Raw genomic sequence first — 24,083 nt, forward strand, 5'->3', positions numbered from 1 at the left:
ATGGCCTCATGAGTGTGGAGGAATCACACCGCTCATGAGTGGCGGTTCGCGCTCTCTTGCCGCTCACTGGCTGCTGGCGCGGCCATAGAGTATCGTCAACTGCTTGAGCCGGTCACGAAGCTGCGGCGTGAGCATGTGAGCCTGAAATCGCCAGCGCCAATTGCCGCTCGGTCGAGCCGGCACGTTCATCCGCGCTTCGCTGCCCAACCCCAATACGTCTTGAAGCGGGATCATGACCACATCGGCGACCGATGCGAGCAATGCGCGGATGAAGACCCAATTCATCTCTCGCCCATCCGTATTGAGGTAATTCAACGCGAAGGCGCGCTCGCGCTCGATCTGCTCCGGCGTTCGCGTGCTATGGCCTGCGCCTGCGCTCGTCCACCACCCGATGGTCGTATCATTGTCATGCGTGCCGGTGTAGGCAACCAGATGACGAACGTAATTGTGCGGCAGGAACGTCCCCGCTTGCGGATCGCCGCCGAAGGCAAATTGCAAGACAGCCATGCCAGGAAAGCCGAAGCGATGTCGTATCGCTTCCACGCTCGGGGTGATGACGCCCAAATTCTCCGCGACGATCGGCAACTCATCGAGCGCGCGTTGCAGGGCTTTGAACAACGCTGCGCCTGGCCCCTTTTTCCATCGGCCATTGACGGCTGTTGTTTCATGCCCCGGCACAGCCCAGTAGGCCTCAAACCCGCGAAAATGATCAAGCCGAACGATGTCCACCAGCGACAACGCCAACTTCAGTCGCTCAATCCACCACAGGTAGCCTGTTCTGGCCATCACCTTCCAACGATAGAGCGGATTGCCCCACAACTGACCCGTGGCGCTGAAATAATCTGGCGGCACACCCGCCACCATCGCCGGCGTCCCATCCGCGTTCAACTCAAACCATTCCGGATGCGCCCAGACATCGGCGCTATCGTGAGCGACGTAGATCGGCATATCACCCATGATGCGAATGCCTTGCTCGTGGCAATACTGCCGCAGCGCCTCCCACTGTTTGAAAAACTGATACTGCACAAACTTGTGGCATTGGATTTCGCTTTTCAAGCGCCGACGCCAACGGTTGATCGCGCTTGGTTCGCGCCGTTTGATGTCGTTGTCCCACTGCGTCCAAGCGGCATGCTCGTAAACCTGCTTGAGCGACATGAACAACGCATAATCATCCAGCCACGAAGCATGCTGCCGACAAAAGGCCGTGAATGCGCGTCGCTCCCGAAGGGAAGCGCGAGCGTGGAACCTCTGGTAAGCGCGCCGGAGCAGCGGTAACTTGAACGCGATCACTGCGCCATATTCGACGTGATCATCTGGCAATGACGGCGCCGTTTTCACATCACGTGGCAACAGCCAGCCATCTCGAACCAGTTGATCCAGGCTGATGAGCAACGGATTCCCAGCAAATGCTGAGAAACATTGATAAGGAGAATCGCCGTATCCGGTCGGGCCCAGCGGCAAGACCTGCCACAATCGTTGCCCAGCGTCGCGCAGGAAATCAACGAACCGATACGCCTGCTGGCCCAGCTCGCCGATACCATATCGTCCCGGCAGCGATGTCGGATGCAATAGGATTCCGCTTGATCTAGGAAATTTCATGCAGGCATTCCACCACTGCCATCGGGCACAAGGGCGCGCATCGAGTAACGTGCGGTGAGGAGCCGCTCCCGCGCCAGTGCGCTGGCGACGCTCATCTGGAGTGTTGCCCGCTGACGCCCCAGAACAACTTCAACGCATCATCAATCCGCGCCCGCCAACTTCCCCAACTATGACCTTCGTGAACTTCGATGTAGCGAAATGCATAGCCTTTCTGCGTCATGATCTGGCGCAGCCGGCGATTGGATTCCAGCAAATTAAATCCGGAGACGTTGGTTTCATACGTGCCGACATCCAGATGAAACACGACATCCTTCTTGTCGGTCGCGCTGATCAGTTGCAGCAGTCGGTCGAAATAGGCGCCGGATTGCCCCGCCGATTTGCCAAAAACGTCAGGACGAGTCAGCGCCATATAGACTGCTGCCAGCCCGCCTAATGAATCGCCAAGCAACCCGCGAAATGCCGCCGATGGCTTGGTTCGATAGCGCTCATCAATGGTGGCCACCACTTCGTTGACGAAAAATTCCACGAATGCCGGGTTCATGTTGTACTCACTTGTCCGTTGCACCGGCGGCACCATCACCACGATGATTGGCGGAATCGTTTTCTGATTGATCAAATAATCAACGATGTTGTTGATTTTGGCAAAACTGAGGTAGTCCGCTCCGTCATGCACATACAGGACAGGGTAGCGGTCTGACGATTGACGGTAATCCGGCGGCAGATAAACGCTGATCGTTCGCGTAGTGCGTAGGATATTGCTTGTGAGTGAAAACGTTTCGATTTGGCCGTGCGGTATGCCTGGATAAAACTCCACCTCGGGCGGCGGCACATAATCGGGCATCCAGAATTGCGAGTTCGGGCCGAAGCCGCTCGGCATCGTGCGCTCGTTAAGCGGATCGAGAATCCACGTGCTGCCGTTGATGACCAGCTTGTAATCGAGTCGCGCATCCAGCTCGAACTCGCGAGCAAAATAAAACAGGTCGGTCTCCGCCACGTGTGTCATCGGTTGCGTGTTGGGATTCCAACCGTTCATGTCGCCGGCAATGGCGGCCCTGGTCGCAGGCCCTTGATAGAGAAACACCGCTCGGCCGAATCCCTGTGAGGCGCTGGCTTCGATGATTGGCGTGTTTTTGTCTTGAAGGCAATCAATGAACTGGTTGACCAGCGCCTGCTTGGCAGCTCGCCCTTCAGCGGCATTGACCCGCTGAAGGAATTCGTCAAACGGAGGACATGGCGCTGTGAACGCCCTGCTGACAGGCATCGGCTGGATAGCCAGCGGACTGCACATCGCTGTTATCAATACAGCCGACCACACAGACCTGACTTTCATACGCGCTCCTCAGAAAAAGCGGCACAGGCATTCCTGCCTGTGGTGTTTTTCATCGTTTCTGGGCGTCGTCACCGATGACATGAACAACTCCTCTGTCAGTTTTTCACGCCACTGAGCCGAGCGACCCATTGCTCGATGCCTTCGCCATCGTACTTCATCGTGGCCCAGTCAGCAGAATGATCATCTCCAACGCTGCTGCCCGTCACGTAGATATGACCCGCAGCATCAATCGTCATCGCTGTCGCTCGATCCACATCATTGCCGGGGCCATTGTAACGGACAACCCACTGCTGGACACCATCGGCGCTGTACTTCACCGTCGCGTAATCGGTCAACGAATGAACGCCTTCGCTCGCGCCGGTCACGTAAACCTGACCGCGTGCATCCACGACGATGCTGCTGGGGGTGTCGGCATCATTGCCAGGGCCGTTGTACCGCGCGACCCATTGCTGAACGCCATCGGCGCTGTACTTCACCGTCGCGTAATCTTCAAACGTCCCTACGCCTTGACTGGCGCCTGTCACATAGACGTTACCGGCAGCGTCAAGCGTCAAGGCCGTCGCCGCATCAATGCCATTGTCCGGACCATTGTAACGTGCGATCCACACTTGCGTGCCGTCAGGCCGATATTTAATCGTCGTGTAATCACTGGAGGAATTCACGCCGACACTGTAACCAGTCACATAGACGTTACCAAGTTGGTCAACAGCCAGCGCAGTCACCTCATCGGCGCCATTGCCTGGCCCGTTGTACCGCGCCACCCACTGCTGGACGCCATCGGCACTGTACTTGATCGTTGCAAAATCACGGGCTGTGCCGGCGCCAATGCTGAAACCAGAGACATAGACGTTGCCGGCTTCATCAATCGCCAAGTCGAACGCTTTGTCCAGATCATCACCAGGACCGTTATAACGCGCGACCCACTGCTGAACGCCAGCGGCATTGTACTTGATCGTCACATAATCCTTGGACACACGAGGCGCCACACTCAGCCCTGTGACATAGACATTGCCGGCGGCATCAACCGCAATGGCTGTCGCCATGTCCAGATCGTTGCCTGTTCCGTTGTACCGCGCGACCCACTGCTGGACGCCATTGGCGTCATACTTGACTGTCGCATAGTCATTCTGGCTGGTACCAGTCACATAGACATGGCCAGCGGCGTCAACAGCCACCGCGCTGGCCGTATCATCACCATGCGATGGACCATCGTAACGAACCGACCATACCGGCACGCCGGTTGGATCATATTTGGTCGTCAGGTAGTCATGGCTTGATCCGTCTGAGACCGAGCCGGTGATATACGCATAACCGGCCGCGTCAACGACAATCGAACTGGCGATTTCATTCGGTCCAGCAGCGGACGCTCCGAACCGGATCACACTTAACGTAAGCGTAAAAACCATCGCTAGCAAGCTAACAAACATTCTCTTCTTCAAACTGTCCCTCATAAAACTCCTCCGAAAATGCATGCACAGATGCACTGATGAACAGATTTTGAATCGGTCAGATTTTCAATCAGCCATCAGTAAATCGGTGCTTATTTTTCATTGTTGCCTCTAGCCAGAGCGCATCGCGCTCGCTTCACATCCATTGCTTTAGCGACCTCCCATCGCAGAGAGTGCTTCATTCATGGACGAAAATTGTGCTGGGCACAACGCCAAACAATCGCTGGTTGGTCGGAAAAACTTCAGCCGGGTAGCGACCACCAAACTCAATCCGATCCGGTGAACTTGGTGATGTCAACTGCCCTGACTCGCCACCATACGTGATGTAGGCAAACAATGCCAATCGCGCGTCCGGCGGAACGCGACCATCCGCAAACAAAGCCGTCCATGGAATAGCAATTTCCAATCCATCCGTCACAGCGCCTGTCGGTGGATTGACGGCCACCGGCCCGCGCATCGCGACATACTCAGGATCAAAGGCGATTTCGGCAGCTAGCTCCACCAGATCGCGTAGCTCAGACAGATTGATCCGATACAGGCCGGCTCGGGCGGCTACCGGTGGAGCAGTTGCCGCTCCGCTGCGAATCGGCGCAGCCGGCGCGCTGCAAAGCCCGGCTCCGCCCAACGTGGCTACCACAAACTCAGCGCCGAAGCGTTCGTCCGGCGCGGTGATCTCAGTGCTGGAAATGAGTCGCGTCGCCGGACCTGAATCATCATCAATGCGTCCCAGCTCACGCAGCCCTGTGGCTCGCCCATAGTCCACATCAATGAACAAAACAACGCCCGTCGCGTGCGGCCCCTGGACAATCGCCGAGAGACCGATGTAGAGATTCGTTCGGTCAGCTTCCACCAGCAATGCATTTAGCTCATTCTGTCCATTGAGCGGGCCAGGATCAACCATCTGCACAGCGATCGGCTCAGCACTGAAATCGCCGACGATATTGCCGTCGGTTACATGCTCTGAACGATCGGGTCGGTCGAGCAAGAAAATTTGCGTGAAGGTGTTAAACACCGGCGCAACGCCATCGCCCGGCGCACCGAACGCCAGGAATTTGACGACATGCCAACCTTCGTTCAGACTCGAAAGGTCTACATCGGGCAGGAGGAACTGACCAGCGCCGAGCGCATCCGCCCGCACAAAGCCGTCTGCCAATCCTTCGGGGCTGCCCGCAATCGGGCTTCGTCCGGCCAATGGAAGCGCGGCTCCGTCAATTTGCACAACAACGTCGGCGGCTGTGCCATCCGTGCAGAGGCGCAATGTAATCACGTCCGCTCGGACAACTGGCGCATGCACTCGCGTGTTCGGCTCCGGATCAGCAAATCGTCCATCGGCAGTGGGGAATGGTTGCAAGGGCAGAACGACGCCTTGCTGCTCCAGGCGGACGGGATGTGAGCCGTCAGGTGGTCCACCGGGATTGCGCGGTCCGTACAACACAAACCCCCGACCGTTGTTGTCAAATCGAATCTGACCGGGCGGATCATCAGCCGGGTTGTTGTTACTGGGCACGCGGATGGTCACTCGACGATCCGAGCCAACTGTAACCGGCGGCATCTGTCCACCATAATCAACCAACACCGTGCCAGGTGGAAATGAGGTCGTCACAGTGACCTGCTCTGCATCATTGGAATCAGCTAGATCATTCAATGCAACCAATGCCAGCCCCTTGCCCTCCACGACGCGCTCAAAAACAAAGACATCGTCATCCGCCCCTTCTTCCGTCGCGCGAACGACAATGTCACCGCGCGCAAATTCGTTGTGAAAGTCAATGAGCGCTCGCAGCAGGTTGCTTCCCTCACCCAGCGCATCGGTACGACCGGGCCGCGGAAAATTCGTTCGCGCGTCATCAGGAATGTTATTGCCATCGAAGTAGACGATGGGGCGACCGGGCCGCGTTAGAACCCATGCATGCGCCAGATTATTCGCTCGCGGTGGCAGCACGTCATGATTCTGAACGAACGTGAAACCGATGCGTGGATCAAGGCCGCCATAAGCGAAGCGGATGCCTTGATCGAGGCGCGGCGGATTGCCCAGCCAAAACCCGATGGACTGATCACCAATGGCTGTATTGAACACCCGGTTGAGCGTGAAATAGAGCGGATAGTCCAACAACGCCATGCCGGTCTGCGCGTAGGTGGCCAGCTCGCGGGCATCAGCCGATAGGTTTTCGCCAAAGATAACGGCATCGCGGCCCGTGCGCGCGCGCACGCCGCGATGCAATCCCTCCAGAAACGGCGGACCTGACATCCGACCGCCAACCTGCTCCGCTGGGCCGCCAAAAAACGCCGGTATGGTGTGCTTGACCGCATCCAGCCTGTAACCATCCGCGCCAATGACCGCGCCCATGAACCACGCCCAACGATGAAGGAATTGGCGCACGTCTTCACTGACCGGCCGACCATCGGGATAATACTGCGGCGTCAGTGGGTGGCGCACATACGTTGGCTTCCCGAACTCGTTCAAGCCAATCGGCCCCGGCGGATCAAGCGGGCCGCTGATGTTGTTGCCATCCTCTTGCGCAATGTCGGCCAGCCCGAGCAGATCACAATTGAAAATTTCGGCGCTGAGCGGCACAAAATTCCGAATCTCGCAATTGCTCGTATCGGTGTTAGAGCGGATGTGAAAATCTTGCGGGATCAGGTCCGGGTAGCCGCTGATGCGCGTCACCCCGCGATTGGCGTTATGATTCATCACCGTGTCGAAATAAACTTCCAATCCCAGTTGATGCGCCGCCTTGACCAGATCCAGCAGCTCTTGAGCGGTGCCATAGCGCGTGCTGACCGTGCCATATCCAAGCCGGTCGCCGAAATCAAACCGGTCAGCCGGATCATACCCGACCGATGCCGCTCCAGAGCCGGCCTTATTGGGCGGCGGCAAATAGATTGCGCCGTACCCCATCTGCACGACCTCTGGCAACCGTCGTTGCAAATCCCTATAGCTGGTTTCAAACCATTGCAACACAACCGACGGCGCGCCACCAGTACTGCGCTGGGCATTGATCGGCGCGTGGCACACGCCCAGTCCAAGCGCGCACGAGAGCAACACACACAGAGCGATGAATCGTTCCATGTCAGCCCTAATGAGGCAGCCGATGACTCACAGAGTTGGATCAGACCAGCACAAATCAATTCGATTTCTGCTAATCTGCCAACTCTGCCGCTCAATGATCAATTTAGGGAACTGTGATGATAATGTCCGCTACCCTATCAATGACCATTGTGCCATGATTGGCATTGGAAAGGTCGGTGCTTTCGGGCAGATTATTTGGACTAGGATAGCCCGTCTTCGACGTGGTGATCGCCACCAGTCGAATCCGATGCATGCCGGAGCCGAGCCGGAGTTGAGACACAGCAATTGCAGCCTCAAACCCGTTGGGCGCGCCATACACGGTCCCCGGTTTACCCCGGCCCGGACCAAACGGCCTGACCACCACATCATAAGCAAATGTACCTTGCAGCTCCGCAAAATTAGTGGTTGTCCCAGGCAATCTGGCGCTCCCCCACGAGTAAAAGCCACCCACATCAGGACTGGAAATAGCAAACGCTGCATCCCAGCCCGTGCCCGCGGCAATCAACTCAGCCGACAAGTTGGTGCCGGCATCGGAGATCATGGAACGCCGCTTCATCGCATCCGGCAATGTTTGATCAGAAACATCATTCAGGTCAGATGGATCACCATCATCGCCGAATCCATCTAACCCATCGTCCATGTCCTTGGCGCCGGTGCCTGCGCCCGGATCAACGTCCAGCAGAATGAGCGTTCCATTACCCACATTGGTTTCGTCGCCACCGAACATATCACCACGAATGGCGAAAAATAACTGGCCTGCTTGATACTCAACATAAAGCTCCGTAATTGTGCCATCCGCTCCGAAATCTTCCTGCTCAGGCGGTATGGGAGGAATGTCATCCCGCGCCCCGTTTGCGCCAGAGACAGCAATCGGATTGTAATTCACTGTGAAATCTGTAATGTCGCCATCAATCACCAGCGGCGCCTGCGCTGGGGTTGATGCATGCGTTGTCATACCGCTCAGTTGAGTATTCCCAATAGCGAGACATAGCGCGAGCGCCAATCCCGCGAGCATTGTTTGTAGCTTCATAACGTCCCCTCCTTCGATTGTTGAGTGATAAAACAAGCTTCCCCACTCTAAAGACTGCGTGAGTGGATTCCTTTTGTTCCTTACCGGGCTGGGCAAACATACAAAACCGCCGTCAGTCTGTCAATGTAATCCAATAGCTTCGGTAAAGGCCACGTTTTTGCAGGGGCGTTGCTGCGTGGACGCCCGTTGACGTGTGGTGTTTTTGTGTCGCGGCGACGCACGTTTCGAGGAGGGTTGGTGAGTGGACGCCCTCCGGGCAGGGGCTCGGGCTGAGGCTGAGGCCGCCGCCGCGCTGAAGCCGAAGTGGCGCGCCTGCGCCCAGCGCTGGAGCAACGCCGGAGGAAATAGACTGACGATGACGGCCACTGCCGCCGCCATCCCCCAGTCATCTTCATAAGAAGTTCACCAGAGCCAAAATTCCTCCTTGATCTTTCGCCAACCCCTCCATCGCGTCGGGTGGCTAAGGGCGACCGGTTGATGGCTTGCTGCCACGTGAACACAGTAGCCTGACAACGCGTTGCTTGGTACAATGTCGGCTGATGAATCCGGAGACGCTCAAGCAGATGTTGGAAGCTTACCGGCGAGGGCAGATGGAACTCGACGAGGTCATGAGCTACCTGCGCGATCTTCCCTATAAGAACCTCGAATTTGCCCGCATTGATAATCATCGGCAACTCCGTCAGGGCTTCCCTGAAGTCATCTTCGGCCAAGGGAAGACGACCGAGCAAATCATCGCCATCATCGAATCTATGCTCCAGTTCGATGGTAACATTCTGGTCACGCGAACCAGCGAGGCAGTCTTCGATCAGGTGCGCGCCATCATCACCGATGCCGAGTACCACCCATCGGCTCGGATGATCCGCATCATCAGACAGCCGGCTCCCCGCAAACATGGCCATGTGGCCGTCGTCGCGGCAGGCACATCGGATTTGCCTGTTGCCGAAGAGGCGGCCATGACGGCTGATACGTTGGGAAACCCCATTGACCGCTTTTATGACGTCGGCGTCGCCGGCGTTCACCGGCTCTTAAGTATCCGCGATCAGCTCATCAAGGCCAGGGTGGTCATCTGCGTTGCCGGCATGGAAGGCGCTCTACCCAGCGTGGTGGGCGGACTGGTTGGCGTCCCTGTGATTGCCGTGCCAACCAGCATCGGCTATGGGGCTAGCTTTGGCGGCCTAGCCGCGCTTCTTTCCATGCTCAATAGCTGCGCCTCCAATGTCGTCGTCGTCAACATTGATAACGGATTCTCAGCCGGCGTCGTGGCTCACCTGATCAATCAATGAAGTGAGCATCCGGTTGACTCATCGTCGTCAACATTGATAACGGATTCTCAGCCGGCGTCGTGGCTCATCTCAATAACGCATGCAGTTGACAAGACCCATCCAAGACCAGTTGGAACACTCGAACCGCGAAGTCATGCCAATGGCTTGGAGAAAGTCTATGTTTGAGTCAGGAGCCAGCAGTCAGAGCCAGGGGCAGAATACCAATCGTATGGAGAAAGGCCATGTGTGAGTCAGGAGTCAGGAGCCAGGGGCAGAAATACCAATCGTCTGGAGAAAGGCTATGTTTCAGGAGCAACATGGAGAGCAGCAGCAGAACGTCCCAAGCGGCCCCGTCTACGATGTGGATGACGTAACGCTCTGGTCTGATGACTGACGAGCAGGAGCAAAACGTCCAAGCGGCCGTCTACGATTTTCCGCGGGCATTTTATGACATCTTCATGATGGCAGGTCACCTTCCAGAGGCCGCGCAAGCGGCTCGTAACAAGGTAGCCAGACGTGCAACGTCTGGGACAGCGACGCGAGCAGCAGTGGCGCGTTGGAGACGCGCCGAGATGTCCGCGTTCGTCGCCAGCGATTGGACAGCAGTCGATGGGTGAACGGTGGCGCCCCGTCAGGCGCGATAAATTGGGGATGACGCCCACCCAGACGTTTCACGTCTGGCTACCGGCTGGCGCGCGGCTGCCGCCGCTGCTCCTGCTGCTCGCTCGGTTCAAAACGGCAAACTTTAGCAAGCGTCCACACAGCGACGCCCCTACAAAAAACGTGCGTCACCGCAACACAAAAACACCACACGGCAGCCTGCGCCACACAGCGACGCCTCTACAAAGAACGAGGTGGTTCCCCTCGCAATTGATGTCAACCTTTCCCTGTTTGCCAGCGTCGCGGATATGCTAGAATCATGCTTGCCTCGATCATGAGCAGAACACATCAGTCACAACCGGATAGCCCGGAGCGGCAAATCTTTTACGAGTGCCTTCGCAAGAAGAAGCTCAAGCGAACCGCTCAACGAGATACGATCCTGGACGTGTTCCTGAAAACACGGGGACATCTCAGCAGCGAAGAACTCTATCAACGGGTCAATCAGGTGGACAGCTCGATTGGCTACACGACGGTCTATCGAACGTTGAAGTTGCTGTTGGAATGCGGACTGGCCTATCCCGTCCAGGTGGGCGATGGGCGCACACGATATGAGCAAGGATTCAATTACAGCCATCATGACCACCTGATCTGCGTCAAATGCGGCGAGCTAACCGAATTTTTCGATCCTCAACTGGAAGCAATCCAAGAGGAGATCGTCCATCGTCACCATTTCAAGATGGTTGATCACAGCCTGCGGATATGGGGCGTTTGCTCAAAGTGCCAGCCGCCCTCAGCTTGACGCTGTTGACGTCTCACGTGATAAAGCTCACGGCTATGCCGCTCACACTGCGTGATTCAGCATCAACAACGGCAGGACGCGCCGCCGGACGCGACTCACCTAGGAGCATGCCGCTCACACTGCGTGATCCAGGATCAACAACGGAGCAACATGACCATGACCCATGAAATCGTCTTGGTGCTCGACTTTGGCTCTCAGTACACACAACTGATTGGTCGTCGTATCCGCGAGTTGGGCGTCTACTGCGAAATCATTCCGTTCAACACGCCCTACGAAACGATCATCAGCAAGCGGCCGATCGGCCTTGTGTTTTCAGGCGGCCCCAGTTCGGTCTATGCGCCGGGCGCTCCCCACTGTGATCCAAGGTTACTGAGCGCCGGGATTCCCATCTTAGGAATTTGCTACGGATTTCAATTGCTCTCTTTTTTCTTGGGAGGCCGTGTCGCGCCTTCGCAGCGGCGCGAATATGGCCCCGCCACGTTAACCGTGCTGAAAGAAAGCCCGCTGTTTGTCGGCTTGCCACGCTGCTTGCCGGTATGGATGAGTCACGGCGACGAAGTGTGCGAACCGCCCGCGGGGTTCGACATCATCGCCCGCACCGACAACGCGCTAGGAGCAGCAGAGGATCAATCGCGCAAACTCTACGCCTTGCAGTTTCACCCTGAAGTCGTGCACACGCCGGATGGAAAAGCGATGCTGGAGAACTTTCTGACGCGCATCTGCGGCGCACACAAGGATTGGACAATGACGTCGTTCATCGAGTCCAGCATCGAACGCATTCGGCAGCAAATCGGCGATGGGCGAGCGGTCTGCGGGCTTTCCGGCGGCGTTGACTCGTCGGTCGCAGCGACGTTGGTGGCGCAAGCAATTGGCTCACGCTTGACCTGCCTGTTTGTGGATAATGGGCTATTGAGAAAAGATGAATTTGAGCACGTCCTCGACCTGTATCGTCATCAACTGCACCTGAACGTGATTGCCGTTCGGGCGGCTGAGCGTTTTCTGTCACGACTGGAAGGTGTGACCGATCCGGAGGTCAAGCGAAAAACGATTGGAGCGGTATTCATCGAAGTGTTCCAAGAAGAGGCGGCCAAACTCGGCGATGTTAATTACCTTGTTCAAGGGACGCTCTATCCTGACGTGATTGAATCCACATCGGTGAAAGGTCCTTCGGCTGTCATCAAGAGTCACCACAACGTCGGCGGTTTGCCCGATACGTTGCATCTGCAACTGGTGGAACCACTGCGCGAACTCTTCAAGGATGAAGTCAGAGAGGTTGGACGGGCACTCGGCCTGCCGCCTGAGATTGTTGACCGTCACCCATTCCCTGGACCGGGCTTGGCGGTTCGCATCATCGGCGCAGTGACGCCGGAACGATTGCGTATGTTGCGTGACGCCGATGCGATCGTGATCGAAGAAATTCGGCGAGCCGGCCTGTATGATCACGTTTGGCAAGCCTTCGCCGTGCTGTTGCCGGTCAGTAGCGTCGGCGTGATGGGCGACGAACGAACGTACGAACATACAGTGGCGATTCGCGCTGTCAACAGTCAAGATGGCATGACAGCAGATTGGGCGAGACTGCCGTACGACGTGCTTTCACGGATTTCTACGCGGATCGTTTCGGAAGTCCGTGGCATCAATCGTGTGGTGTACGACATTAGCTCGAAACCGCCAAGCACGATTGAATGGGAGTGAGGCGGTCCGCTGTCGAAATCCCGTTGACAGGATCGGCACCGTCCGCTTCATCGGCAGCTCACCGCTTCATCGGTCATCAGCATCAACAGATCATCAATCGTTTCTCGTCGCCGAATCAATTGTGCGGCTCCACGATCTACCAGCACTTCAGCGGGTCGAGGACGCATGTTGTAGGTGAAGCTCATGGAATAACCGTAGGCGCCCGCGTCACAGATAACCAGGATGTCTCCCTCGCGCGGCTCGACCAGCTCACGGCCATGCGTGAACAGATCGCCGCTCTCACAGAGATTGCCGCACACGGCCACAGTTTTCATCGGCCCATGTTCGCGTGTGCCGTTGATGATGCGATGGTAGGATTTGTAGAGTGGATGACGAATCAAATGATTAAATCCCGAATCCGTTCCGACGAACGTATGCTTTTCAGTGCGCTTGATCGTGTTGACTTGAACCAGTAAGTAGCCGGCTGGAGCCACCAGGAATCGGCCTGGTTCTAAATCGAGTCGAAGGGGTCGGCCATACGCCTGACAAAATGCCTCAAACCGCTCAGACAAGCCTTCGCCCAGCCGAGCCATATCTAGCGGCCTCTCATGTGGCTCATAGGGAATACCGAATCCGCCGCCCAAGTTAATGAACTCCAGCTCTTCAAACGCCGAGGCCACCTGCAAAATGGGCGTCATCGCCAACCAGAAAATCTCTGGCTGTAAAATTCCCGAACCAATATGCTGATGCAGCCCGATCAATCGAATGTGATACTGCCGAGCCAGCGCGCGCGCTTCATCCAACTCATCCAGCGCAATCCCAAATTTGCTGTCAGGGCCGCCTGTAATGACATGCTGATGATGCCCCGCCCCAACATCTGGATTGATGCGCAGCGAGGCCTGAGTGCCAGGAAAGCGTTGACCAAAGCGGCGCAATTGTGAAAGCGAATCCAGATTGATCAACACGCCACGCTGATGAACAAACTCCAATTCCTCGTTGGTCACGCTGTTGCCAGTGTAAAGTAATTGATCAGGCGTATAGCCGGCTCGCTCGGCCACGATCACTTCACCCGGAGAGACGACATCAAGATGAAGGCCGCATTGGTGAAACAAGCGAAGAATCGTCAGATTGCTGTTCGCTTTGCACGCATAGCGAAGCTGGAATGGCCGATAGGAAACTGCCTGTCGAATTTGCTCTAACTGGGCGAGCATGACCTCCTGGTCGTAAACGTACAACGGACTTCCATACTGGGCCACCAGGTCAACAACCGAGCGACCGCCAATCTGAAGTATGCCATTTTCAAATTTCATCCCTTGCCTCCCATGAGCGACGCGCGAACCTCCGTGAGCTGCTCTTCGTCAATCAGCCGACCGCAAAAACCATCCCAAAAACCTTGCAGCCGAGCTTTTGAGTAGACCCAGCGGTTCCGCAGTAAATCCACCACGCACATAGTGCCCACGCTGAGCGCGACCCAGCCGAGAAACCGGCACCACGTCCACCAATCGCCATGCTTTTTCATGAAAAGCACACTGTTGCGCCGAAGCAGATACGTTTTCAGGAAGAGCGCGTCGCGGGACCGCAAACTGTGTTCGCCATAATGCCTGACGATGGCGCGCGGCACAAACACAATCCGGCGCCCATGCTTGCGGGCGCGATGACAAAAATCAACCTGCTCCTGATATGCGAAAAAGCGTGCGTCAAACAGCCCGATTTGCTCAAATACGTCACGACGCACCATCATGGCCGCGCCACAGACACAATCCACGTCGCGGATGCAGTCATATTGGCCTCGATCAATCTCCCACTCGCCTACCGCTCGCGTCAGAACGTGGTTATAGCGAATTTCTTCCCAGACGCAATAAATGCGTGTTGGATCATCTTGTCGTAGCACTTTGGCGCCGGTGATGCCGATGGCCGCATCTTGTTGCATCACTGTAATCATTTCCATCGGCGCGGTTGGATCAACGGTCAGGTCGTTGTTCAACAGATAAACGAAGTCCGCGCCTCGCGCCAGCGCCCGCTCAATGCCGATGTTGGCTCCCTGAGCAAACCCCTCGTTGGTTTCATTCTCGATCAATGTGATGAACGGAAACCGACGGCGCAACGCGGCAGCGGAACCGTCGGCGGAATGATTATCCACCACGATGATCTCTAACGGTGGGTCAACAGGTTGAGTCAGACTGGCCACACATTGCTGCACGAGCTCCCCGCCGTTCCAGTTGACCACGACGGCGCAGACCTTGGGAACTGTCATGACCGACTCACAGGGATGGCTTATTGTCGCCCGGCGCGTTGAGCAAAATCCTGTTGCCGGAGGCGTCGAGAAACTTCTTCAGCCTGCGCCATGACGCGCAAGAAATTTTCGCCCAGCACCTTTTTGATTTCCGGCTCTTTGTAGCCACGTTTCAACAACTCATAGGTGATTTTCGGTAACATGGAGCAGTCCTCCAATCCTTCCGGCAGGGAGGGCACACCGTCAAAATCCGAGCCGAGTCCCACATAGTCAATGCCGGCTACCTTGATGACATGCTCGATGTGATCAATCAATTTGCTCAACGGCGTCTTGGGAAGGATAAACGAGCTGAGCAACATCTCGCGCGCCTTTTGCAATCCAGCCGTATCATCACCGTATCGCTGCCTCAGCTCATCGAGGGCGGATTTGAAGATCTGATCGCGCTGACGGACAGCGTCAACACGATTTTGGTCAATGAAACCGGGATAAAAATTAATCATCACAACGCCGCCGTTACGCGCCATCGCCCGCAGCATCTCATCGGTCATGTTGCGCGGCACGTTGGTTAACGCTCGACACGAGGAATGCGAAGCAATCACCGGCGCGCGCGTCACTTCAATGACATCGAAAAACGTTTCATCAGAGACATGCGAAATATCCACGAGCATGCCCAGACGATTCATCTCATAGACGACCGTTCGGCCAAAATCGCTCAATCCGCCGTGCCGCGGCTTGTCGCCAGAGGAATCAGCCCAGTTGTTCGTGTTGGTATGCGTCAACGTCATATAGCGCACGCCCAGCTTATAAAACATTCGCAACGCGCCGAGACTATCCTCAATGGCGTGCCCGCCCTCGATGCCCATCAACACGGCAATTTTATCAGCCTTGGCAATTCGACGAATATCATCAACCGTGACGGCCAGCTCTAGGGCGTTTGGATACTTTTCGATCTGCTGATAAGTCGCATCAATCATGTCCAGCGCCCGCCGAGCCGCTCCACCTTGTTGCGCATATCTGGCCGCCACGTAAATGGAGAAGAACTCAGCGTCAATCCCGCCTTCCCTCATTCGTGGAATATCCATGTGACCATCTTGCGCCCGTGCGCCCAGATCAAATCCTTCATCAACGATCCGCGAGGTCACATCCGAATGCGTGTCCACCACAATGGCGCTACGATGAATTCTCAACGCTTCGCGCCAGAGCTTCTCGTCGCGCCCCGGCTGAGCAGGGACGCCCAGCATGCTCGCTAAGACAATGACACAAACTAGCCCCAGAGACCAACCACGAACTGAACTCGATTGCATCGCTTCTTTTCCTCCTGACGTTGGAGTCAGGGATTATATCGAAAGCGGATAGCTGCGTCTACACAGCAAGCGCCACCATGGCTGCGGCGTGTCGCCCGCTGAGACACCAGACGCACAGAGAACCATTTCAACGTTGGCAGCGTCGTCATTGCCTACGTAGATTTGAATGCTGAGACGGCGAATACCGCAGAGCCATTTCAAAAGCCGGCGCGTCGCGGGCGCAAGCCGTATGCGTGCTTGAGACGCGCTGAACATCTGAGCAATCATCCATGCGCAACGACACGCCACCAAGACGGGGAATGACGCAGCGCAAGTTGGCAACCTGCGCCACACCTATTTTCAAAAGAGCACAGGCGGAACGTCTACGCCACATTCTCAAGGAAGTCAATCAAAGCCCGTAGTAGTAGACTTTTGATGGTCAGTCCGGTATCTTTACCGCCTAATTTCTCAAGGACTATTGAGGTGAGTGCATCATGTTACGATTTTGGAAACGGAATCAAGAAAAGGCATCCGATGCCGCGGCTGCGTCGGTCACTGAAGCGAGACCTGACATGGAAAAACCGGGTCTGCTCAACCGATTTAAGCAGGCTGTTTCAGCGACACGAAAAAGTATCTTTAGTCATATCGGTGATCTGGCTTTGGGCAAACGACGCATTGACGCCGATGTATTGGAGCATTTAGAAGAGGCGCTGATCGCTGCTGACATCGGCCCGCGAACGACGATGGAAATTCTTGATAAGGCCCGGCAACAGGTTGATCGAAAGGCGCTCGATGATTTCGACGCGCTGAAGAACTTCATCAAGTCGGAACTCCGCTCTATTCTCTCGAAGGCCTCAAACCAACTCGATTCATCACCACATTCGGGCGCGCCCTATGTGATCCTGGTGGTCGGCGTCAACGGCACAGGCAAGACAACCACCATTGGAAAGCTTGCCTATCGGTTCAAACAACAGGGCGCTGATGTTCTGCTGTGCGGCGCGGACACATTCCGCGCGGCGGCCACAGATCAACTGGCCGTCTGGGCTGAACGCGCGGGCGTGCCGTTGATTCAACACGCGGCTGGCGGCGACCCGGCAGCCGTCGTATTTGACGCGCTGAAGGCGGCCAAAGCCAGAGGCGCTGACATCGTCATCGTGGACACAGCCGGGCGCTTGCACACCAAACTCGACTTGATGCAAGAGGTCCAGAAAGTGCGCCGCGTCGCCGCGCGTGAAGTCGCGGGTGCGCCACACGAAGTCTTGCTGGTGATGGACGCCGTCACCGGGCAAAACGGGCTGGAACAAGCCCGACAGTTCTTGCAAGCCGCCGGCGTGACCGGCCTTGTGTTGACAAAACTCGATGGAACTGCCAAAGGCGGCATCGTCGTCGCTATCGCTCGTGAGTTGAATCTTCCCATTCAATATGTCGGCATCGGTGAAGCGTTGGATGATTTGGTTGAGTTTTCCCCGGATGCCTACGTTGACAGTCTCTTTGAAGACTAACACGTGGTGGAACGCGAGCGTCCATTTTCCAGTCCGTCTGGGGCGCTGACCGGTGCAGCGTTTTTGATGGCGGTGTCGGCCATTGGCCCTGGCTTCCTCACACAAACGACGCAATTCACGGTGACGCTTGGGGCGAGCCTTGCATTTGCCATTCTGGTCTCAGTGTTGATTGACATTGGCGCTCAGCTCAACACCTGGCGGATTATTGGCGTTTCGCGACGGCGTGGCCACGAAATCGCAGACGCCGTTATTCCCGGTCTCGGCAAGCTGGTGACGGCAGTGATCGTGTTCGGTTCATTTGCCTTCAACATCGGCAACATCAGCGGGTGTGCGTTGGGTATGAAGGCGCTCTTTGACTTGAACCAGTCGGTCGGGGCTGCCGGCTCAGCCGCCATAGCGATTCTGCTATTTGCTCGTCCCAAGATGCTCCGCTCGGTTGATTGGGTATCCAAATTGCTGGGCGCGGCAATGATCTTAATGACAGGCTACATCGTGCTGCTGGCGCGCCCGCCTGTCGGCCAGGTCATCCGACAAGCCGTCTATCCCGACCAGGTTGATGTGACTAGTATCATCACGTTGGTAGGAGGCACGATTGGCGGCTACATCATGTTTTCCGGCGCTCATCGGTTGCTGGATGGTGGTATTCACGGCGTAGAAAATCTGGGGCGCATCTCCCGCGCGTCAGTGCAAGGGATTCTGATCACGGGTCTGATGCGCGTCGTCGTGTTTTTAGCCGTCTTCGGCGTTGTGCAATCGGGCGCTCAGATCAGCCGTGAGGCCCCTGTGTTTGACGCTTTTCGCGCCGGCGCCGGAAGCGTCGGTCACGTGCTGTCGGGACTTGTTTTCTGGTCGGCGGCCATCACGTCGGTTGTTGGATGCTCCTATACCTCGATGACATTTGTTCCGATATTGCGTGACCAAACACGGCGCTCACGCGGGACCATCGTTTTCATTCTCTTGACTGCCGGCACGACCATTGCGCTGAACTATCTGGGCTGGAAGCCAACGCCACTGCTAATTCTGGCCGGCACCGTCAACGGCATCCTCATGCCGGTGGTTTTCGGCGTGATCCTGCTGGCCTCGCGCCGGCGTGATATTGTCGGCGACTACGCTCATCCCTGGTGGGCGATGGCAATGGGGTTTGTGGCCTGGCTCACCACCATCCTCATGGCCTATCATACCATTGCCAACATCCTATAACTTGTCTTTTCATGCTGCTCCGTACTACACTGCCCACGACGAACGTGGCTGGAGCGTGAGACAATGGCGAGACGAGATGATGTGCTAGCAATTATCTTGGGCGGCGGCCAAGGCACACGGCTCTTTCCACTGACCGGCGTGCGCTCCAAACCAGCCGTGCCGCTGGGCGGAAAGTACCGGCTGATTGATGTGCCGGTGAGCAACTGCATTAACTCGGACATCACCAAGATCTATGTCCTGACTCAGTTCAACTCAGCGTCGCTCAATCAGCATATTTCCCGGACCTATCGCTTCAGCCGCTTCAGTGACGGCTTTGTTGACATCCTGGCGGCTGAACAAACTCTTGATAATCGCGACTGGTTTCAAGGCACGGCTGACGCCGTTCGACAAAATTGGCGCCACTTTGAACAATGGAATGTGAGCACGTTCCTGATCCTTGCTGGGGATCATCTGTATCGCATGGATTACCGCGACTTCATCGGCCATCACCGCGACACCAAAGCCGACATCACGCTCTCTGTGATTCCCTGCACCGAAACGGAAGCAAGCGAATTCGGATTGATGAGGATCAATTCAAAGGGGCAGGTCGTCGAGTTCAAGGAGAAACCCAAAGGCGATGACCTCCTGTCTATGCGCGTGGACACCAGCGTCATCGGTCTTGACCCGGCGGAAGCCAAACAAAAACCCTACCTGGCTTCGATGGGCATCTATGTGTTTAATCCGCACGTGCTCTACGACCTGCTGACGGCCGATCCGTCAAAAGTTGATTTCGGCAAAGAAGTGATTCCGGCGGCGCTCGACAAATATCATGTTCAAGCCTACCTGTTCAACGGTTATTGGCGCGACATCGGAACGATTAGCAGCTTCTATCAAGCCAACATGGATTTGGCCAAGGTCGTTCCTCGATTTAATTTATACGACCCAAACGCGCCGATATACACGCGTCCGCGATTCTTGCCACCGGCGAAAATCCGAGAATGCCAGGTGCATGATTCACTGATTGCCGAAGGCTCTATTCTGAGCGGAGCTGAGCTGATTCACTGTATTGTCGGCATTCGGTCACGAATTGCTGAAAACGTGCGCGTCGAGCGATCCATCATCATGGGAGCTGACTACTATCAGACTGTCTCTGAAATCCTGGCCGATCAGCAAGCCGGCATTGTGCCAGTCGGCATCGGCGAAGGATCGCTAATCCGCAACGCGATCATTGATAAGAACGCTCGCATTGGACGCGGCGTCAGAATCCTCAATGAAGCCAATCTGACGGTGTTTGACGGTCCAAACTATTTCATTCGAGATGGCCTGGTCATCATCCCAAAGAATGCGACTGTGCCCGACGGAACGGTGATATAACCAACGCGCCCATCGCTGACACGTTAATCAACAATGGCATGGCTCGGAAGAACCGGCTCAACGGCAGCGCCGGTTGTCGGTCTATTCCGCCACAAAACCAGGCTCGATAGCAGAAATGCAAACGCCGGCACGATCAACACACCGACCGCCTCAATCGTATGCGACGAGGGAACAAAATACTGCGCGATGATCAACAACAGTGAGCTGGCCACGAACAAAGCGCCGACAAAGAACTCCAGACCTTTCCCCATCAAGAACAACAAGCCAAACAGCATATAGGCAATCAGGCTGGCATGCGTCAGGATCAAGTACCACATCGAATCGTAGTAATAGAGGCTCTCGAAATGAGCGAACAATTCCCGATGAATCGGCGCTGAGGTCGAACTGCGAAAGGTCGAGCCCGGCGCGGGCATGACTTTCCCGGCAAGTTGACGATACAACCAGAGCACACCAACGCTCCCGCCCGACAGAAACGCCAGAGTTGCCACCCAACGATTGCGCTCGTGCAGATACAGAGAAAAACAGATGATCAACGAGAGAAATATGATCGAGGGAATGTAGGTAGCAAACACGGCGAAATAAAATGACTGCTGAGCAAAATAGCGCAGCAGTAAATCCAGATAAACGTCTACATCTTTGACCTCCGTGACTGGCCCGGAGAGCGAGCGGTAAATGCCGATAGCTCGGCTTAACAGGCTCAGCCCCAGGAGGAAACAAAACACCGCATTAATCCTCAGAAAAATTCGATCAGCGTCCACAGCATGACTCCTGTGAGAATGTGGCACAGGCGTTCCCGCCTCTGCTCTCTTTCATCCTTCGTGGTGTGTGACCATACATGGGCGATTCCTGTGAGAATGTGGCACAGGCGTTCCCGCCTCTGCTCTCTTTCATCCTTCGTGGTGTGTGACCATACATGGGCGATTCCTGTGAGAATGTGGCACAGGCGTTCCCGCCTGTGCTCTATTTTCATTCTTCGTGGCGTGCAATCGCGCATGGACGACTCCTTGGAAAAGACAGGCACCGATTCACTGATGAACAGATTTTCAATCAGTCAATCAGCAGCTCTCTGCTTGTTTTTCGGGTCGTCACCGACGACATGAGCAACTCCTTGGTTAAAGCTGCCTCAGCCCACCGGACGGACTCTCCTCGGCAGAAGCCGTGTGGCCTTTTTTCTCCTGTTTGCCCCCATTATAGCCCAACCATCCTGGCAAGACAATCAATAGTTCGCGTTGGCAGAACCATCAACAGTTCAATTGAGATTTGGCGTTTTGAACCGAGCGATCTGCAGCAGCAGCCGCGTCGGCAGACGCCGCACGAGGGTAGCCAGACGTGCAACGTCTGCGTGAACGTCATCTCCAATCCGCCTTCAGTCTTTGGCGGCGGCAGCCGCGCACCAGCAGGTAGCCAGACGTGCAACGTCTGCGTGAACGTCATCTCCAATCCGCCTTCACTCTTTGGCGGCGGCAGCCGCGCACCAGCAGGTAGCCAGACGTGCAACGTCTGGGAGCCGTCATCCCTTAATCCCTCGCGCTTTGGAGAGGCGCCAGCAGCCCTCCCATAAGGTCGTTCGTGCAACTGAAACACTCGCCGCGAACACCCATATCTTGGCGCGTCTCCAACGCGCCACAATTGTTTGCTCTGCTGTTCCAGACGTTGCACGTCTGGCGACCTGCTGTTTGCGCCTCCGGCGCACGCTGACCTTGGACGTTCTCTGTTCCAGACGTTGCACGTCTGGCGACCTGCTTACGAGCCACTTGCATGGCTCAGCAGAAACGCGCATAGCATGAGGAATACCAAATGCGGAGGGAAGGACCATGTTCATGGAGCCAAAAACGTGGCGAGACCTTGATCCGTGTCCTTTAACAGACTGCCCTGGAACTGCCGATTCAAGCCCGCCCCGGCGTTTCGATTGACTTGTTCACTTTGACTCCTCTTGATCCCCTCCACGAGCTTTTGGGTTTGAGGGTTGGACTGGACGGGGCTGCTAATCCGGTGGCGTTGCCATCGGCTATTGAATCGGTCCCCTTCGGGACTCCTTCTACCTAAAGCGCAGAGAAAATCGGAGACCGCCGCTTGGGACGTTCTGTTCCTGCTCTCCCATTCGCTTCTCAAAAATCGCTTTTCTCTGGGCTATTGGTATGAGCATGACTGGAGTGATCATATCGCTCGAGGAATCGAGCAAGCCGTTCCCTGACGCTCAATACAGGGATGGGCAACTGGAGCGCAGCGCCCAGTTCAAACAACGGAATCAGCTTGACCAGTTCAGGCCCTGAAGCGCGGGCCGTTAATCCGACGCGGATCGGATGAAACAGCGCTCGTCCTTTGCGTCCGGTCTTCTCCTTGACAACCTGGGCAGCAGCTTGAAACGCCTCTACGGTGACGGGCTGGCATGAGGCAAGCTCGTCCTGCAAGAGACGAAGCACACGAATCGCTTGTGGATCAGCGATCACATCGGCTATCTCTTCGGTTTGTTCGGCGCGTGTGAGATCGTAGTCGAGGACTACAGCAGCGTGCTGTGGCAACTGAGCCAACGTGTCAACGTACGTCAAGGTGACTTCCAACAACAGCGAGACCCACTCCTGAGCGTGTTGGTTCAGGTCGCCGTCGGGGAGTCGTCCGGCCTGCTTCAAGTAGACAATGCTCTGGCGGACTAGCTCAGCTCGATCAGCGCGTTTCAGATACTCACGGTTGATCCAGTTGAGTTTTTCCTGATCAAAAATCGCTGGCGCCTTGACCACACGGTCGAGCGAAAACTGCTCGATCAGTTGATCGCGCGATAGGATTTCGCCTTCTGTCTTGGGCGACCAGCCCAGCAAGGCGAGAAAATTCAACAACGCCTCCGGTTGATACCCTTGCTGGCGAAATTCGGCCAGCGCCGTTGCGCCATGTCGTTTGGAGAGCTTGGTTCCGTCTGTCCCAAGGATTGTAGAAAGATGGCCAAACACGGGCGGACGCGCCTGCAGCGCCTCATAGAGCAACAACTGGCGGTGTGTATTGGCTAAATGCCCTTCGCCACGGATGACATGCGTGATCTTCATTTCAATATCGTCCACCACGACAGCAAAGTTATAGACAGGCCAGCCATCCGATTTAACGATGACGAAGTCTCCAAGCAAATCCGCCTGCCACTCAATGTGCCCGCGCACAAGGTCGTCCCACGCCACCATTCCACTTCTCACCTTGAAGCGTATCGTGTGGGAGACAGCGTGGCGCAATTTCTCTATAACCTGCTCTGGCGGCAGCGTCCGACATCGGCCGGAATAAACAAACCGTCTGCCCGCTTCTTCCGCTTGCTGGCGCTCAGCGGCCAACTCGTCGGCAGTACAAAAACAATGGTAAGCATCGCCTGATTGAAGCAGCCGCTCGGCGTAGCGGCGGTAAACGGCCAGTCGCTCACTCTGCCGGTAAGGGCCGAGGGCTCCGCCAACGTCCGGGCCTTCATCCCAATCCAGGCCCAGCCAGCGCAAATCGTCGTAGATGCGTTGTTCGTACTCAGGCCGAGACCGCTCGACATCTGTATCTTCAATGCGCAGGAGAAACGCGCCACCATGCTGCCGGGCAAACAACCAGTTATAAAGCGCCGTGCGAACATTGCCAACATGCAGTTGGCCGGTGGGACTGGGGGCAAATCGCACGCGCACGCTGGCCTGGGGAGAATTTGACTGAGTCAACGAGGATGTGTTCATTGAGAGTTGAATCGCTTCAT

Annotated in this window: 16 protein-coding genes; 6 read left to right on the forward strand and 10 right to left on the reverse strand. The window is 56.1% G+C overall.

Features of this window, described 5'->3' with window-relative positions:
* Positions 1-63: 63 nt before the first annotated feature.
* The 5 genes from malQ to NZ823_14765 all read right to left on the reverse strand — a co-directional run bounded on the left by malQ (position 64) and on the right by NZ823_14765 (position 8,474).
* Positions 64-1,599 carry a 4-alpha-glucanotransferase gene (gene malQ, locus NZ823_14745; GenBank protein ID MCS6806387.1) on the reverse strand — a complete coding sequence of 512 codons (1,536 nt, stop codon included), beginning with the start codon at positions 1,597-1,599 and terminating at the stop codon, positions 64-66.
* A 91-nt stretch (positions 1,600-1,690) separates the two neighbouring features.
* Positions 1,691-2,929, reverse strand: coding sequence for an alpha/beta hydrolase-fold protein (locus NZ823_14750; protein ID MCS6806388.1), 1,239 nt, complete (start codon positions 2,927-2,929; stop codon positions 1,691-1,693).
* 95 nt (positions 2,930-3,024) lie between these two features.
* Positions 3,025-4,368, reverse strand: a complete 1,344-nt coding sequence (locus NZ823_14755) for an SBBP repeat-containing protein (protein ID MCS6806389.1) — start codon at positions 4,366-4,368, stop codon at positions 3,025-3,027.
* A gap of 187 nt (positions 4,369-4,555) precedes the next feature.
* Positions 4,556-7,444, reverse strand: coding sequence for an alpha-amylase family glycosyl hydrolase (locus NZ823_14760; GenBank protein MCS6806390.1), 2,889 nt, complete (start codon positions 7,442-7,444; stop codon positions 4,556-4,558).
* Between the two features lie 103 nt (positions 7,445-7,547).
* A complete protein-coding gene (locus tag NZ823_14765; GenBank protein MCS6806391.1) occupies positions 7,548-8,474 on the reverse strand; it encodes a hypothetical protein in 927 nt (308 codons plus the stop codon).
* A 539-nt stretch (positions 8,475-9,013) separates the two neighbouring features.
* Here NZ823_14765 and larB point away from each other — a divergent pair.
* The 3 genes from larB to guaA all read left to right on the forward strand — a co-directional run bounded on the left by larB (position 9,014) and on the right by guaA (position 12,827).
* Entirely contained in the window at positions 9,014-9,757 is a 744-nt protein-coding gene (larB, locus tag NZ823_14770) for a nickel pincer cofactor biosynthesis protein LarB (GenBank protein ID MCS6806392.1), read from the forward strand.
* A 913-nt stretch (positions 9,758-10,670) separates the two neighbouring features.
* A complete protein-coding gene (locus tag NZ823_14775; GenBank protein ID MCS6806393.1) occupies positions 10,671-11,135 on the forward strand; it encodes a transcriptional repressor in 465 nt (154 codons plus the stop codon).
* Between the two features lie 150 nt (positions 11,136-11,285).
* On the forward strand, positions 11,286-12,827 hold the full coding sequence (guaA, locus tag NZ823_14780; protein ID MCS6806394.1) for a glutamine-hydrolyzing GMP synthase: 1,542 nt from the start codon (positions 11,286-11,288) through the stop codon (positions 12,825-12,827).
* Between the two features lie 47 nt (positions 12,828-12,874).
* On the opposite strand, the gene lysA is transcribed toward guaA, so the two are convergent.
* From lysA to NZ823_14795, 3 genes are read right to left on the reverse strand one after another with little or no spacing between them, the layout of a single operon-like run.
* Positions 12,875-14,116, reverse strand: a complete 1,242-nt coding sequence (gene lysA / locus NZ823_14785) for a diaminopimelate decarboxylase (GenBank protein ID MCS6806395.1) — start codon at positions 14,114-14,116, stop codon at positions 12,875-12,877.
* Positions 14,113-15,060 (reverse strand): glycosyltransferase family 2 protein, encoded by a 948-nt coding sequence (locus tag NZ823_14790; GenBank protein MCS6806396.1) that lies wholly within the window; start codon positions 15,058-15,060, stop codon positions 14,113-14,115. Before NZ823_14790 ends, lysA begins: the two co-directional genes overlap by 4 nt.
* A 20-nt stretch (positions 15,061-15,080) precedes the next feature.
* Positions 15,081-16,343, reverse strand: coding sequence for a dipeptidase (locus tag NZ823_14795; protein ID MCS6806397.1), 1,263 nt, complete (start codon positions 16,341-16,343; stop codon positions 15,081-15,083).
* 473 nt (positions 16,344-16,816) lie between these two features.
* On the opposite strand from NZ823_14795, the gene ftsY reads away from it, so the two are divergent.
* From ftsY to NZ823_14810, 3 genes are all read left to right on the forward strand, one after another.
* Positions 16,817-17,824, forward strand: a complete 1,008-nt coding sequence (gene ftsY, locus NZ823_14800; GenBank protein MCS6806398.1) for a signal recognition particle-docking protein FtsY — start codon at positions 16,817-16,819, stop codon at positions 17,822-17,824.
* A 3-nt stretch (positions 17,825-17,827) separates the two neighbouring features.
* On the forward strand, positions 17,828-19,024 hold the full coding sequence (locus NZ823_14805; GenBank protein ID MCS6806399.1) for a divalent metal cation transporter: 1,197 nt from the start codon (positions 17,828-17,830) through the stop codon (positions 19,022-19,024).
* 63 nt (positions 19,025-19,087) lie between these two features.
* Positions 19,088-20,377: a glucose-1-phosphate adenylyltransferase gene (locus tag NZ823_14810; protein ID MCS6806400.1), complete on the forward strand. Its 1,290-nt coding sequence runs from the start codon at positions 19,088-19,090 to the stop codon at positions 20,375-20,377.
* A 23-nt stretch (positions 20,378-20,400) separates the two neighbouring features.
* On the opposite strand, the gene NZ823_14815 is transcribed toward NZ823_14810, so the two are convergent.
* A complete protein-coding gene (locus NZ823_14815) occupies positions 20,401-21,135 on the reverse strand; it encodes a hypothetical protein (protein ID MCS6806401.1) in 735 nt (244 codons plus the stop codon).
* A gap of 1,350 nt (positions 21,136-22,485) precedes the next feature.
* Positions 22,486-24,063: a glutamate--tRNA ligase gene (gltX, locus tag NZ823_14820; GenBank protein MCS6806402.1), complete on the reverse strand. Its 1,578-nt coding sequence runs from the start codon at positions 24,061-24,063 to the stop codon at positions 22,486-22,488.
* Positions 24,064-24,083: the final 20 nt, after the last annotated feature.

It is taken from the genome of Blastocatellia bacterium, assembly GCA_025054955.1.
Taxonomy (GTDB): Bacteria; Acidobacteriota; Blastocatellia; order HR10; family J050; genus JANWZE01.

Excerpts from the sequence above, each read along its gene's own strand:
- NZ823_14760 (MCS6806390.1), bottom strand. The coding sequence starts at position 7,444 with ATGGAACGATTCATCGCTCTGTGTGTGTTGCTCTCGTGCGCGCTTGGA.
- guaA (MCS6806394.1), top strand. The coding sequence starts at position 11,286 with ATGACCATGACCCATGAAATCGTCTTGGTGCTCGACTTTGGCTCTCAG.
- larB (MCS6806392.1), top strand. The coding sequence starts at position 9,014 with ATGAATCCGGAGACGCTCAAGCAGATGTTGGAAGCTTACCGGCGAGGG.
- NZ823_14775 (MCS6806393.1), top strand. The coding sequence starts at position 10,671 with ATGAGCAGAACACATCAGTCACAACCGGATAGCCCGGAGCGGCAAATC.
- gltX (MCS6806402.1), bottom strand. The coding sequence starts at position 24,063 with ATGAACACATCCTCGTTGACTCAGTCAAATTCTCCCCAGGCCAGCGTG.
- NZ823_14790 (MCS6806396.1), bottom strand. The coding sequence starts at position 15,060 with ATGACAGTTCCCAAGGTCTGCGCCGTCGTGGTCAACTGGAACGGCGGG.
- malQ (MCS6806387.1), bottom strand. The coding sequence starts at position 1,599 with ATGAAATTTCCTAGATCAAGCGGAATCCTATTGCATCCGACATCGCTG.
- lysA (MCS6806395.1), bottom strand. The coding sequence starts at position 14,116 with ATGAAATTTGAAAATGGCATACTTCAGATTGGCGGTCGCTCGGTTGTT.
- NZ823_14795 (MCS6806397.1), bottom strand. The coding sequence starts at position 16,343 with ATGCAATCGAGTTCAGTTCGTGGTTGGTCTCTGGGGCTAGTTTGTGTC.
- NZ823_14750 (MCS6806388.1), bottom strand. The coding sequence starts at position 2,929 with ATGAAAGTCAGGTCTGTGTGGTCGGCTGTATTGATAACAGCGATGTGC.
- NZ823_14765 (MCS6806391.1), bottom strand. The coding sequence starts at position 8,474 with ATGAAGCTACAAACAATGCTCGCGGGATTGGCGCTCGCGCTATGTCTC.
- ftsY (MCS6806398.1), top strand. The coding sequence starts at position 16,817 with ATGTTACGATTTTGGAAACGGAATCAAGAAAAGGCATCCGATGCCGCG.
- NZ823_14810 (MCS6806400.1), top strand. The coding sequence starts at position 19,088 with ATGGCGAGACGAGATGATGTGCTAGCAATTATCTTGGGCGGCGGCCAA.